This window comes from Actinoplanes sp. NPDC023936, assembly GCF_040639325.1.
Classification (GTDB): Bacteria; Actinomycetota; Actinomycetes; order Mycobacteriales; family Micromonosporaceae; genus Actinoplanes.
Genome location: NZ_JBEZZR010000061.1, coordinates 1 through 12,803 on the forward strand (window position 1 = coordinate 1; position 12,803 = coordinate 12,803).

The following is a 12,803-nucleotide window of genomic DNA, read 5'->3' on the forward strand; positions in this document are numbered from 1 at the left end:
TGTCTTGGAGTGACAAACCTCTATACCGAGACCCCGCCGCCTTCGTCTCGCGACACTCTTGACACCCGCCGCGAATCCTTAACTACCCGGCATTGCGGCTAGCGGCGGCGCGGAAGTGCCCATCGGCGTGCGGGCCTGCGGCGGTTCGCCGCCGGGCAGTCCGTGCGCGGGCGGCGGCGCGAATGCCGGTCGGGCTCGCGGCGGCTCTGGCGTAGCCGGGCGAGTGCCCGCCGGTACTCGACGTTCTCACCGAGGTTGCGGAACACGACCCAGCCGGCCGGCACGGTTGTGGTCATCGACGGCGCGTGAACCCTCACGGGCGGTCACCTCCTGCGGCGAGAACGATGCGCACCACGCTAGGCACACCACGCTAACCCGTCGATCCATTTAGGCCATTCACGATCATGTACTCTTCGCCGTCGTGCGCGCGTTCTTCGTGGTTGCCGTCGCGGTGATCCTCGGCTTCGTCCTCAGTCCTCTGCTCCGCGCCGACGCGGCCTGCACGCCCAGCCCGGAGGCATCGGCGCGAACCCCGGGCACGTGGAGCGACGAGCAACTCGCCAACGCCCGGATCATCGTCACCGCCGGGACCGAGCGCCGGGTGCCGCACCAGGGCGTGGTGATCGCTGTCGCCACCGCCCTGCAGGAGTCCGGCCTGCGGAACCTGCGCGGCGGCGACCGGGACTCGATCGGCCTGTTCCAGCAGCGGCCGAGCCAGGGCTGGGGGACGCCGAAGCAGCTGCGTGACCCGGCCTATCAGACTCAGAAGTTCTACGACAAGCTGCTGGAGGTCGAGGGCTGGCAGGCGATGCGGCTCACCGAGGCGGCCCAGGCCGTGCAGGTGTCGGCGTACCCGGAGGCCTACACGAAGCACACCCGCGCGGCGTCGGCGCTGGTCGAGGCGCTGAGCGCGCCGGCCACCTGTGCGTCCGAGGCCTGAGGGAACCGTCAGGCGGGCGGCTCCGGGACGCGTTCGCTCCGGGTCCAGCTGTACCAGCCCCGCTTGCGCATCAGGTCCCGCATGATCTGCGCACCCGGGTGCGCCTCGTCGGCCAGCGCGTCGAGCAGGTCGAACGGCAGATTGTCCTGCTTGTCCTCGGGGCTGAGGACGTCGCCGGCCTCCTCGGCCTCCTCGGACAGGGCGGCCATGATGTCGGCGGCCTCCTCCATCAGCGCGACGGCGGTCTCGTCCGGCCGCGCGACGGCGGTCTCGTCCGGCCGCGCGACGGCGGTCTCGTCCGGCCGCGCGACGGCGGTCTCGTCCGGGCGCGCGACGGCGGTCTCGTCCCCGGCCGCGGCGCCGTCGATGAGCGTCGACAGGATCCGGTAGAGCCGGACCACCCGCGGATCCTCGAGCTGGGCGAGCTTGCCGGGGATCCATTCGACGACGCGGTCCGGCCAGCGTGCCGTGATCAGGATCCAGCCGTCCCGCTCGGCCCGCACCATGGCCTCGGACGCGCCGATCTCCCGGAGCCGGTCGAGGTAGTAGGTCACCGCCGACGGCAGCGCCGCGCTGTCGCCGGACGTGAGCTGGGCGATCTGCTTGCGAATCGTCTCCAGCCGCTGGATCTCGTCCGACACCCGCCTGTCGATCCGGCGCACCGCCTCGGCGAATCCCGCGGGATCGGCGGCGAGCATCGGGCGGATCTGGGCCAGCGGCACGCCGGCGTCGGCCAGCGTGCGGATCTTGATGAGGGACACCACCGCCGTCGCGCCGTACCGCCGGTACCCCGACGCGTCGCGCTTGGGCTCGGGCAGCAGCCCGACCTGGTGGTAGTGCCGCACCGCCCGCACTGTCACACCGGCGTAGGCCGCCAGCTCACCGATGGTCAGCATGCTTCGATCGCCCCTTCAGGAGATCTTCCGCCGGTACGTCATGGTGGCGACGAGATAGGCGACGACGAGGATACCGGCGCACCACGCCAGGGCCGTCCAGATGCTGGAGCCGACCGGCTGCTGGGTGAACAGGTCCCGGAGCGTGTCGACGATCGAGGTCACCGGCTGGTTCTCGGCGAACGCGCGCACCGGCCCCGGCATGGACTCGGTGGGCACGAACGCCGAACTGACAAAGGGCAGGAAAATGATCGGGTACGCGAAAGCGCTCGCCCCGTCCACGGACTTCGCGGTGAGTCCGGGGATCACGGCGATCCAGGTCAGCGCCAGGGTGAACAGCACCAGGATGCCGGTCGCCGCCAGCCACGCCGTCACTCCGGCCCCGGACCGGAAACCCATCAGCAGCGCGACGAGCACCACGACCACCAGCGAGGTCAGGTTGGCGACCAGCGACGTCAGGACGTGCGCCCAGAGCACCGCGGGACGGGCGATCGGCATCGACTGGAACCGCTCGAAGATGCCGCCCTGAAGATCCAGGAACAGCCGGTACGCGGTGTACGAGATGCCCGACGCGATAGTGATCAGCAGGATGCCGGGGAGCAGGTAGTTCACGTACGAGTCGGAGCCGGTCTCGATCGCGCCGCCGAAGACGTAGACGAACAGCAGCATGAAGGCGATCGGCATGACAGCGGTGGTGATGATGGTGTCCGGGCTGCGGGCGATGTGCCGCAGCGAGCGGCCCAGCAGGACGGCCGTGTCGCCGACGAAGTGCTTGGTCATCGCGGGTCCTTCCCGACCAGGGTGAGGAAGACGTCTTCCAGGGTGGGCTGCTTCTCGACGTACTCGACGGTGGCGGCGGGCAGCAGCTTCTTCAGCTCGGCGAGCGTGCCCTCGACGATGATCCGGCCCTCGTGCAGGATCGCGATCCGGTCGGCGAGCTGCTCGGCCTCCTCCAGGTACTGGGTGGTGAGCAGCACCGTGGTGCCCCCCGCCGCGAGTTCCTTGACGGCGTGCCAGACCTCGATGCGGGCCTCCGGGTCCAGCCCGGTCGTCGGCTCGTCGAGGAAGACCACCGGCGGGTTCCCGATCAGGCTCATCGCGATGTCCAGGCGGCGGCGCATGCCACCGGAGTACGTCGCCACCCGCCGGCCGCCCGCGTCGGTCAGCGAGAAGCGGGCCAGCAGGCGGTCCGCGATCGCGCCGGAGTCGCTCAGGTGCCGCAGCCGGGCGATCATGACCAGGTTCTCCCGCCCGGTGAGGATCTCGTCGACGGCCGCGAACTGCCCGGTCAGACTGATCGACTCGCGGACGTCGCCGGCCCGGGTCGCGACGTCGAACCCGTTCACCTCGGCGGTCCCGCCGTCGGCACGGAGCAACGTGGACAGGATCCGTACCACTGTGGTCTTGCCGGCCCCGTTCGAGCCGAGCAGGGCGAAGATGCTGCCTCGCGCCACATCGATGTCCACGCCACGCAGCACGTCGAGGTCCTTGAAGGACTTCGTCAGGCCATGCACCCGGATCGCGGGTGCCGATGTCATGCTCATCCGGCAAGCATGGAGGGTTGACGCTACGTCAGGGTCAAGCCCATTCTGCCTGACGATGATGACACCCCCGGAATCCCCGAAGTCGATCGCCCGCATTCCCCGGCAGCGGCGGCCCTCGTCGCCGGAACCCGGGCCGGCGCCGGCCCGCACCGATCCGGTCACCCGTGTGGCGCGGGCGCTCACCGAGATCTTCTCGCCTGGTTACCTGGTCGCCGGCCTGCTGGCGGCCGTGGCCTGGACGTCGTCGCGATCGGTCGCCCAGGCGGTCCTGGTGAGCCTGATCGCCGTCGCGGCCGCGAGCGTGCTGCCGATGATCTCCATCCTGCGCGGTGTCCGGCGCGGGCGCTGGACCGACAAGCACGTCGTCGTGCACTCGCAGCGCCGCGTGCCGCTGCTGATCGTCCTGCTCTCCACCGTCGGCGGCATGCTCGCGCTCGTCGCGGTCAGCGCGCCACGGGAGCTCCTCGCCCTGATCGCCGCGATGGTGGCGGCCCTGCTGATCGCCGTGCCGATCACCGTGTTCCTGCACTGGGGGATCTCCATCCACGCCCTGGTCGCGGCCGGGACCTCGGTCGCGCTCTGTGTCGTCTTCGGGCCGGTGCCGGCGGTCACCGCGCCGGTGGCGGTGGCGGTGGGATGGGCGCGCGTGCGACTCGGCGAGCACACCGTGGCGCAGGTCCTGGCCGGCGGCCTGGTCGGCGTGTGCGCCACCGGCCTGCTGTTCCCCCTGCTGGCCGGCTGAGATCCGGCCGGCCGCCACCGGGGCCGGCGACGGCCGCCGCGATGCCGTCCGGCGGGCACGCCGGCCGGACGCGCCCACGGGGCTCGGCGGAGAACCGGGACTGTCGTAGGTTCGGGGGATGAAGACGATCGTGTTCAGCGGCACCGGTGACAGCACCGTGCTCAGCCTGGTCGAGCGAGATCTGCCGGAGCCCGGCGAGGGCCAGATCCGGGTACGGGTCCATCGCTCCGGCGTCAATCCGACGGACTGGAAACGGCGCTCGGCCGGCGACCCCGGTTTTCCCGAGGTCACGCCGAACATGGACGGCGCCGGTGTGGTCGACGCGGTCGGTCCCGGCGTGCTGTCCCATGCCCCCGGCGACCGGGTGTGGGTGATGCTCGCCGCGCACGGCAGCCCGTACGGCACCGCCGCCGAGTACACGATCGTCCCCGCGGCACACGCGTTCCCGCTGCCCGAGGGGATCTCCTTCGACGCCGGGGCGGCGCTGGGCGTCCCCGCTGTCACCGCGCATCGGGCGCTGACCGTCGCCGAGGGCGGGCCGAGCCGGCTCGAACCGGGTGCGCTCGACGGCCGTACCGTATTGGTTGCCGGCGGAGCCGGCGCCGTCGGCCATGCCGCGATCCAGCTCGCCCGCTGGGCCGGGGCGACAGTGGTGACGACGGTCAGCAGCCCGGAGAAAGCCGCGCTGGCGCGGGCGGCCCTGGCGCACCACGTCGTCGACTACACGAGCGGCGAGCCGGCGAAAGAGATCCGCGCGGTGGCGCCGGACGGCGTCGACATCGTCGTGGAGGTGTCGGCGGCCCGCAACGCGCAGCTCAACCAGGCGGTCGTCGCGAACCACGCCACCATCGCGATCTACGCGAACAACGGCGGCGACACGGCGGCGTTCGACATCCGCCCGCACATGATGCTCAACACCCGGGTGCAGTTCCTGATCCTGTACACGGTGGGTGAGGCGGCGTTGCAGGCGGCGGCCGAGGACGTCGGAGCGGCGCTGCGGGACGGCGCGCTGCCGGTGGGGGAGGAGCACGGGCTGCCGCTGCATCACTTCCCGCTGGAGCGCACCGCCGACGCCCACGACGCGGTCGAGCGGGGCGTCGTCGGCAAGGTGCTGATCACGGTCTGAGGTCAGGGCTTGCGGGCCACGGCCCCATAGGCGTCGAGCCACTCGGCGTCGCCGTCCGGGCGCCACTCGGGTAGCTGGACCAGGCCCGGCTCGACCAGCTCGAGTCCGTGGAAGAGGCTGCCGATGCTGTCCGGGCTGCGCAGGATGTACGGGACGCCGCCGCTGCGGGCCAGCCGTTCGGCGCCCGCCACCACGGCCGGGGTGGTGTCCGTGCCGTCCCACAGCACCAGGTGGCTGCCGGACGGGGTGGCGTCCATCACCCGGTCCACGATGGACGCCACCACCGTCAGGTCCGGCTCGTAGCCCAGCACACCCATGAACATCACGCCCACCGGCTCGGCGAAGTCGAGCACCTCGCGCGCCTCGGCGAGGATCCGCTCCGGGTCGTGATAGTCGGCGTCCACATGGACCGTGCGGCCGTCGCGCGCGACGTGACCCATCAGGTCGCGGGCGTGCAACAGCACGAGCGGATCGTTGTCGACGTAGACCACCCGGGACTCCGGGGCGACCTCCTGCGCCACCTCGTGGGTGTTCTGCATGGTCGGCAACCCGGTGCCGATGTCGAGGAACTGCCGGATGCCGGCCTCGGCGGCCAGGTAGCGGACGGCCCGGATCAGGAACCGGCGGGACTGCCGTGCCATCAGCACGATCTCGGGGTAGACCTGCGCCACGCCGTCACCGGCCGCCCGGTCGGCGGGGAAGTTGTCCGTGCCGCCCATCCAGTAGTTCCAGATCCGCGCCGCGTGCGGCACGTCCGGCTGCAGGTCAACAGTCGCCATCCGGACGTTCTACGGTAAGCGACACGGATTAGCAAGCGTCTATGCCGCCGTCGGCGGCCGGCTCTGCCGATAGGTTGATCCTGAGCACAACCGCCGGGGAGTCGACACATGGCCCGTTTCACCGTCGTCCGTGACGTCCGCGCGCCCGCCACCGCCGCCTGGCGTGTCCTGGTGGACTGGCCCCGGCACGGTGGCTGGGTCCCGCTGACCACGGTCCGGACCACCACGTCGCGTCCGGACGGGGTGGGCGCCGCGTTCGTGGCCCGTACCGGCGTGGGGCCGCTCGGCTTCGACGACCCGATGACCGTGGTCGCCTGGGAGACGCCGGAGGGCGACGAGCCGGGCGACCGCCCAGGGCGGTGCGAGGTCGCCAAATCCGGCCGGGTCGTGCACGGCGGGGCGGTGTTCACCGTGACGCCACTGCCCGGACGGCGCTGCCGCGTCGCGTGGACCGAGGACGTGACGGTCTCACCGCGCCGGCTCACCCGGTACGCCGAGCCGCTGGTCGCGCTGGCGGGCCGGCTGGCCTTCGCCGCCACCATGCGAGCGTTCGCCCGCGACGCCGAGACCCATCGCTGATGGACCTGCTGGCCGCCGCCGAGGGTGTGCTCGCGGCGACCGGCACCGCGGTGGCGCTCTGCCCGGTCTACGGCGCCGGCCGGCCCGCGGCGGCGAGCCGATGAGCAGCCCGATCATGCCGGTCGTGTCGCCGCGGCGGCGTGCCGAGCTGAACCAGCGCAGCCTGCGCCTGGCCTACGCGACCGCCGGATACAACCTCCTCGAGGGCGTCGCCGCGATCGCCGCCGGCGCCGCGGCGTCCTCCGCGGCGCTGCTCGGTTTCGGCCTGGACTCGTTCGTCGAGGTCTCGTCCGCGATCGTGCTGATCGGGCTGCTGCTCAACGCCACACTCGGCTGGTGGTGGGCCGACCCGGTCGCGGCCCTGGTGATCGCCGTCGTCGCGGTCCGGGAGGGTCTGCAGGCGTGGCGCGGCGAACAATGCGACGACTGCGTCCTGCCCGCCGACGCCACCACCACCGCGAACGCCGCCGCATGTGGGTGCGGGTGCGGAGCGGGCTGCGCCACGAACTGACCCTCAGCCTGGCCGGCGCTCACCGCCGCGGTGATCCGCCGGCCGGTCCCCGCGCCGCCGGCGACAGCCAGTGATCCAGGTCACCGGATCGAACTGTCAGGAAAGCGCGAGCTGTCTCGTTCAGGGAGCACGCGAACCAGACAGGAGCGAAACCATGCCGCACCGCATCGTCGTGCTCGGCGCCGGGTACGCCGGAGCCTTCTCCGCCGGGTACCTGGCCCGCCGGCTGCACCCCGGCGACTTCGAGGTCACTGTCGTCAACGCCGAACCGGACTTCGTCGAACGCCTGCGCCTGCACCAGCTCGCCGCCGGGCAGGACTTCCGCCCCCGTCCGCTGACCGAGGTGTTCGCGGGCACCGGCGTCCGGCTGCGCATCGCGCGGGTGACCGGCGTCGACCCGGAGCGCCGGACGGTCACCGCCGACGACGGCAGCGCTCTGCGCTACGACACCCTTCTGTACGCACTGGGCAGCACCGTCGCCGACCACGGCGTCCCCGGCGTCGCCGAGCACGCCTTCCACGTGGCCGGCCGGGCGGCCGCGCTGAACCTGCGGGCCCGCCTCGATGAACTCGGGCGGGACGGTTCGGTGCTCGTCGTCGGCGGCAACCTGACCGCGATCGAGACTGCCACCGAGATCGCCGAATCCCGGCCCGGACTGCGGGTCACCCTCGCCACCAGCGGCGAACTGGGCGGCTGGCTGGGCCCGAAGGCCCGTCGTCATCTGCTGCGCGCCTTCGCCCGGCTCGGCATCACGATCCACGAGCACACCACGATCGAGCGGGTCGAGCAGGGCGCGGCGGTCGCCGCCGGCGGCGCCGTTCTGCAGTGCGACGCGACGGTGTGGGCGGCCGGCTTCGCGGTCCCTCCGATCGCCGCCGCCAGCGGGCTCGAGGTGACCCCCGACGGCCGGATCACTGTCGACCGCCAGATGCGGTCGGTCTCGCACCCGGACGTCTACGTCGCCGGCGACAGCGCCTTCGTCATCGGCGAGAACGGCCGGCCGTTGCCGATGTCCTGCGCGTCCGCCGGATTCACCGGCATGCAGGCGACCGCCACGATCGTCGGGGACCTGACCGGGCGCAAGATCTCCAAAACCTCTCTGGCGTACGTCGGCAACCACATCAGCCTCGGCCGGAACGACGCGATCTTCCAGCTCGTCGACGGTGACGCGCGGTCGCGGACGTGGGCTTTCCGGGGCCGGGCGGCGGCCCGCGTCAAGTCGGCGATCCTCAGTGGCGCGGCCTGGTCCGTCAGCCGCCCGACGTTCGGCAGGCCCGATCACCGGTACCGGCTGGCGGCTGCTCAGGAGCGTCCGGCTGACGTGGTCGCTGCTTAGAGTCGTACCCATGGATGTGTCCGCCGTGGCCCGATTCGAGGCCAGCCGCAACCGGCTGGCCTCGCTCGCCTACCGTCTGCTCGGGTCGGCCGCCGACGCCGAGGACACGGTTCAGGACGCGTTCCTGCGCTGGCAGGCCGCCGATCGGGACCGCGTCGAGGTGCCCGAGGCGTGGCTCACGAAGATCGTCACGAATCTCGCGCTCGACCGGCTCCGCTCGGCGGCCGCGCGGCGCGAACGTGCGGCCGGTGACTGGCTGCCCGAGCCGCTGCTCGCCGGCGACCCGATGCTGGGCCCGGCCGACACCGCCGAGCAGCGCGAATCGGTGACGCTGGCGGTGCTGACGCTGATGGAACGGCTGTCGCCGGTCGAGCGGGCGGTCTACGTGCTGCGGGAGGCTTTCGCGTACCGGCACGCCGAGATAGCCGAGATCGTGGGCATCACCGAGGCGGCGAGTCAGCAGCACGCCCACCGTGCCCGGCGCCGGATCACCGCCACCGGCAACGGGTCCGGCGTCGACCGGGCGTCCGCGCGGCGCGTCGTCGAGGCGTTCGTCGACGCGGCCGCCTCGGGCCGGACCGACCGGCTGGTGGCGCTGCTGACCGACGACGCGACGGGCGTCTCCGACGGCGCCGGGCTGGGCCTTCCCGGAAAGCTGATCCGCCACACCACCCCGGAGCGGCTGGCCGCCGCGCTGCGAGCCGGTTTCAAACCGACCCCGGCCAAGCACCGGCTGATCGGCGGCACCCCCGCGATCCACGCTGCCGTGGTGAACGGCTGCCCCGCCGCTGTCGCCGCCCTGGACGGCCGGGTCCTCGGGGTTCTGATCCTGGAACTCCGCGAAGGCAAGATCTCCGGGGTACGCGCCATCGCGTCGCCGAGCCGGCTCGCCCGCCTGACCACCCAGTGGCAGCGGCAGCAGCACGACGACCCGGTGATCGCTTCGTGGTAGCGGCGGTCTGTCACATTCAAGGTCATGACGGTCCCGGACGATGTGGTGCGCGATGAGGTCGCGCACGATGTGGTGCCCGATGATGTGGTGCCCGATGATGCGGTGCCTGCCGATGCGGTGATCGACGCCGGTGGGCCCTGCACCGCCACGCTGCGGCTGGTGCCGTGGCGTCCCCGCATCCGGGACACCGGGCCGCCCGACGCCAGCATCCTGGAGCTGGGTGACGACCTCGTCGCCGGTGCGGTCGGCCTCGTCATCTGGGTGATCCTTCTGGTCTTCGGATCCCTGCTCTTCCCGTTCGTCCTGTTCCCGCTCGAGGTGGCCCTGCTGCTGACCGTCGTGCCGGTCTTCTACGCGCTGCGGCTCGGGGGCGTACTCACCTGGCCCGTCGTCGTCCGCGACCGCAACCGCACCGTCGTCCGCGTCGAACACCACCGCTGGCTGCACCGAGCCCTGGCCCGCCGCGACGCGATCCGCCGGGCGAACTGACACCGGGGCCGGCATCAGGTCGCTTATTGCGCCGGAGCCACCTCGAAGACCTTAGGTGCCGCCATGATCGGGTTGGACGTTTACCCCCGCGGCGTCACGGTGGGTCACTGCCACGGCGGAGCGCTGCGGGTTTGCGTCATTCTGCGGGGCGTGGAGCGTCCGCGGACTTCCGCAGAGCGCCGCGTTTACCGCTTGAGTCGGCACGCCGGGTGACGATCGCGGTCGCCGTTGACCCGCCGGGTGACGATCAAGGGCGCTGTTGGCCCGAGCACGCGCTGTCCGAGCACGCGCTGTCCGGGCACGCGCTGTCCGGGCACGCGCTGTCCGGGCACGCGCTGTCCGGGCACGCGCTGCCCGGACAGGAGTAGCGGTCGGACAGCAGCGACGGCGCTGAATCCCGGCGCCGACCACACCATTGAGGGTCGTGCGTCAAGTTCTCGCGGGACTATAGTCGTGGGCGTGGAGTACAAGGCGCAGCAGTTCATGGGAACCGCTGAGATCGGTGCCCGCCTCGGCGGCCTCACCCGTCAGCGCGTCTACCAGTTGACCAGCGAGCCGAACTTCCCCGCACCCGTCGCCGACCTCGGCCAGGGCCGGGTGTGGCTGACGTCGGACGTGGAGACGTGGATCGCCGAGCACCGCAAACAGAAGAACTGAGCCGAGCATCGCAGGGAGGAGGGCTGCGGCGCTACCCCAGGATCCGCAGCAGGTTCGCCGTGGTGAACGGCTTCTCCAGCATCGGCGCCGCGGCGTAGGACGGCTCGGTGTCCAGCAGCGGCTCGGCGTACCCGGACATGTAGATCACGCGGACGCCGGGGATCAGGTCCGTGACCCGGGCGGCCAGTTCGCCGCCGTGCATCCGGGGCATGATGACGTCGGTGAGCAGCACGTCGATCTCGTCGCGGTGCTGTTCGGCGAGCGCCAGGGCGCTCGGCCCGTCGTGCGCGGTCAGCACCCGGTACCCGTGGTGGCCGAGGATCCGGGCCGTTGACTCACGGATCTCCTCCTCGTCGTCGGCGAGCAGGATGACGCTCGGCCGCGGCACGACAGGGGAAGCCAGGGACGCCGGGGTGACCGGCTCCCCGTCGGTGGCGGGCAGCAGCACTGTCATCGTGGTGCCGGCGCCGGGAGCGGAGTCGACCGCGAGACAGCCACCGGCCTGCCCGACGATGCCGTGCACGGCGGCCAGCCCGAGACCCGTACCCGTGCCCTTGGCCTTGGTCGTGAAGAACGGCTCGAAGGCGCGGGCGGAGGTCTCCGCCGTCATGCCCGCGCCCGTGTCCGTCACGCGCAACCGCAGGTAACGCCGCCCCGCCTCGGCCGTCGGCTGGAAGCTCGGGTCCGTCCGGGCGGGACGGAGATTGTCCGCGGTGATCCGCATGCGCCCGCCGTCCGGCATCGCCTCGGCGGCGTTCGCGCAGAGGTTGACCAGGATCTGTTCCAGCTGACCGGGGTCGAGCAGCACCGGCCACGCGTCCGGGGCGACGTCCAGGTCCAGATCGATCTCGTCGCCCGCGGTGGCGCAGAACGTGGGCAGCAGCCGCCGCAGGACCGCGCCCGGTTCCAGGACGCGGGGACGGTTGAGGTCACGCCGGCTGAACGTCAGCAGCTGCTGTGTCAGGGCGGCGCCGCGCTGCGCGGCCTGCTGGATGCGCGCCAGGTCGTCGGCGACCGGCTGCCAGCGGCCAGGATCGGCGCCGGCCAGCTCGCCCACCTCGTCACCGAGCAGGTCGGCGTAGTTGGAGATGATCGCGAGCAGGTTGTTGAAGTCGTGCGCGACGCCACCGGCGAGCTGGCCCAGCGACTCCAGCCGCTGCGCGCGCTCCCGTTCGACCAGCACCCGGTCGGTGATGTCGCGGCCCACCGCGAGCAGCATGTTGTCGAACCGGGTAATCGTGTTCTCGGTCGGCACCCGGACGCCGTCGGAGCGGATCGCGTCCGCGTAGAGCACGATGCGCTGCTCGTCCGAGGTGAACACCCCGGCCACGATCCGCGCGACCCGCTCACGCTCCTCGTCGGGCAGGAGCCTGGCGTACGGCTGACCCAGCAACTGGTCCCGTGGGTACCCGAGCAGCCGTTCGGTGCCCTGGTTGGCCAGCACGATCCGGCCGTCGGTGGAGATGCCGGTGATCGCGTCCGGCACCGCCTCCAGCAGCGCCCGCAGCCGCTCCTCGGCCCGGTGCAGCTCGGACAGGTCGCGGGTCGCGGCGACCAGCAACGGCCCGCCGGGCTCGTCCTGCCAGCTCAGCCGGGTCTCGCCGGGCAGCAGTGTGCCGTCCTTGCGCATCATCCTGGTGCGCAGCGTCCGGGTCTCCGCCTGCAGCCGCGCATCGGTGAACAGGCGCTCGCGCAGCTCGACCAGGCCGGCCCGGTCCTCCTCGGCGAAGAGGGTACGGGCGTACCGGCCGATCAGCTCGTCCTGGTGGTACCCGAGCAGCCGCTCACACGACGAGTTGGCGAACACGATCCGGCCGTCGCGGTCCACCCCGATGATCGCGTCCGGCGTGGCCTGGAGCACCGCCACCATCCGCGCCTCGGAGCGGATCTCGTCGGTCAGCTCGTGGGCGACGCTGACGACACCGCGCACCGATCCGTCGACGCCCTCGATCGGGGCGAACGACATCCGGACCGGCACCCGGGTGCCGTCCTTGCGCAGCCGCACGGTCCGGTGCTGGCCGGTGGGGATGCCCCGCAACGCCTTCTGGAAGACCTGCCAGTCGCGGTCGAAGACGTCCGTCGGATACATCATGGTGACCGGTCGCCGGCGTACCTCGTCGGAGCGATATCCGTAGATCCGCTCCGCGGCCGGGTTCCAGGCGGTGATCCGGCCCTCCGCGTCGCAGCCGATGATGGCATCCGCGGCCGACCTCACCACCGACGACAACAGCGCCTCGCCCCGCTTCATCACGACC

Annotated in this window: 16 protein-coding genes; 10 read left to right on the forward strand and 6 right to left on the reverse strand. The window is 72.0% G+C overall.

The window, feature by feature from the left end; all coding sequences use genetic code 11:
• Nucleotides 1–98: 98 nt before the first annotated feature.
• Nucleotides 99–296: a hypothetical protein gene (locus AB0F72_RS40070; RefSeq protein ID WP_360443788.1), complete on the reverse strand. Its 198-nt coding sequence runs from the start codon at nt 294–296 to the stop codon at nt 99–101.
• Nucleotides 297–421: 125 nt separating this feature from the next.
• Between AB0F72_RS40070 and AB0F72_RS40075 the strand changes: the two genes are divergently transcribed.
• Nucleotides 422–940, forward strand: coding sequence for a peptidase M23 (locus tag AB0F72_RS40075; RefSeq protein WP_360443791.1), 519 nt, complete (start codon nt 422–424; stop codon nt 938–940).
• A gap of 8 nt (nt 941–948) precedes the next feature.
• Here the strand turns inward: AB0F72_RS40075 and AB0F72_RS40080 are convergent, their stop codons facing one another.
• From AB0F72_RS40080 to AB0F72_RS40090, 3 genes are read right to left on the reverse strand one after another with little or no spacing between them, the layout of a single operon-like run.
• Nucleotides 949–1,836: a MerR family transcriptional regulator gene (locus tag AB0F72_RS40080; protein ID WP_360443794.1), complete on the reverse strand. Its 888-nt coding sequence runs from the start codon at nt 1,834–1,836 to the stop codon at nt 949–951.
• A gap of 15 nt (nt 1,837–1,851) precedes the next feature.
• Nucleotides 1,852–2,613, reverse strand: coding sequence for an ABC transporter permease (locus tag AB0F72_RS40085; RefSeq protein ID WP_360443797.1), 762 nt, complete (start codon nt 2,611–2,613; stop codon nt 1,852–1,854).
• Nucleotides 2,610–3,371: an ATP-binding cassette domain-containing protein gene (locus AB0F72_RS40090; RefSeq protein WP_360443893.1), complete on the reverse strand. Its 762-nt coding sequence runs from the start codon at nt 3,369–3,371 to the stop codon at nt 2,610–2,612. The genes AB0F72_RS40085 and AB0F72_RS40090 overlap by 4 nt, the downstream gene beginning before the upstream one ends.
• A 61-nt stretch (nt 3,372–3,432) precedes the next feature.
• Between AB0F72_RS40090 and AB0F72_RS40095 the strand changes: the two genes are divergently transcribed.
• Nucleotides 3,433–4,119 (forward strand): phosphoesterase PA-phosphatase, encoded by a 687-nt coding sequence (locus AB0F72_RS40095; RefSeq protein WP_360443800.1) that lies wholly within the window; start codon nt 3,433–3,435, stop codon nt 4,117–4,119.
• Nucleotides 4,120–4,237: 118 nt separating this feature from the next.
• Nucleotides 4,238–5,245, forward strand: a complete 1,008-nt coding sequence (locus AB0F72_RS40100) for an NADPH:quinone reductase (RefSeq protein ID WP_360443803.1) — start codon at nt 4,238–4,240, stop codon at nt 5,243–5,245.
• Nucleotides 5,246–5,247: 2 nt separating this feature from the next.
• Here the strand turns inward: AB0F72_RS40100 and AB0F72_RS40105 are convergent, their stop codons facing one another.
• Nucleotides 5,248–6,024, reverse strand: a complete 777-nt coding sequence (locus AB0F72_RS40105) for an SAM-dependent methyltransferase (protein WP_360443806.1) — start codon at nt 6,022–6,024, stop codon at nt 5,248–5,250.
• A 108-nt stretch (nt 6,025–6,132) separates the two neighbouring features.
• Here AB0F72_RS40105 and AB0F72_RS40110 point away from each other — a divergent pair, with 108 nt between their 5' ends.
• The 7 genes from AB0F72_RS40110 (at nt 6,133) to AB0F72_RS40140 (ending at nt 10,548) form a co-directional block, all read left to right on the forward strand.
• On the forward strand, nt 6,133–6,603 hold the full coding sequence (locus tag AB0F72_RS40110; RefSeq protein WP_360443809.1) for an SRPBCC family protein: 471 nt from the start codon (nt 6,133–6,135) through the stop codon (nt 6,601–6,603).
• Between the two features lie 100 nt (nt 6,604–6,703).
• Nucleotides 6,704–7,114, forward strand: coding sequence for a hypothetical protein (locus AB0F72_RS40115; protein WP_360443812.1), 411 nt, complete (start codon nt 6,704–6,706; stop codon nt 7,112–7,114).
• A gap of 154 nt (nt 7,115–7,268) precedes the next feature.
• A complete protein-coding gene (locus tag AB0F72_RS40120) occupies nt 7,269–8,450 on the forward strand; it encodes an FAD-dependent oxidoreductase (protein ID WP_360443815.1) in 1,182 nt (393 codons plus the stop codon).
• A 10-nt stretch (nt 8,451–8,460) separates the two neighbouring features.
• Complete coding sequence (locus AB0F72_RS40125) at nt 8,461–9,402, forward strand: sigma-70 family RNA polymerase sigma factor (RefSeq protein WP_360443818.1); 942 nt, start codon at nt 8,461–8,463, stop codon at nt 9,400–9,402.
• 24 nt (nt 9,403–9,426) lie between these two features.
• A complete protein-coding gene (locus AB0F72_RS40130; protein WP_360443821.1) occupies nt 9,427–9,891 on the forward strand; it encodes a hypothetical protein in 465 nt (154 codons plus the stop codon).
• Between the two features lie 209 nt (nt 9,892–10,100).
• Nucleotides 10,101–10,259: a hypothetical protein gene (locus tag AB0F72_RS40135; RefSeq protein WP_360443823.1), complete on the forward strand. Its 159-nt coding sequence runs from the start codon at nt 10,101–10,103 to the stop codon at nt 10,257–10,259.
• Between the two features lie 85 nt (nt 10,260–10,344).
• Nucleotides 10,345–10,548, forward strand: coding sequence for an AlpA family phage regulatory protein (locus AB0F72_RS40140; protein ID WP_360443826.1), 204 nt, complete (start codon nt 10,345–10,347; stop codon nt 10,546–10,548).
• 31 nt (nt 10,549–10,579) lie between these two features.
• Here AB0F72_RS40140 and AB0F72_RS40145 read toward each other — a convergent pair whose 3' ends face one another.
• On the reverse strand, nt 10,580–12,796 hold the full coding sequence (locus AB0F72_RS40145; protein ID WP_360443829.1) for a PAS domain S-box protein: 2,217 nt from the start codon (nt 12,794–12,796) through the stop codon (nt 10,580–10,582).
• Between the last annotated feature and the right edge of the window lie 7 nt (nt 12,797–12,803).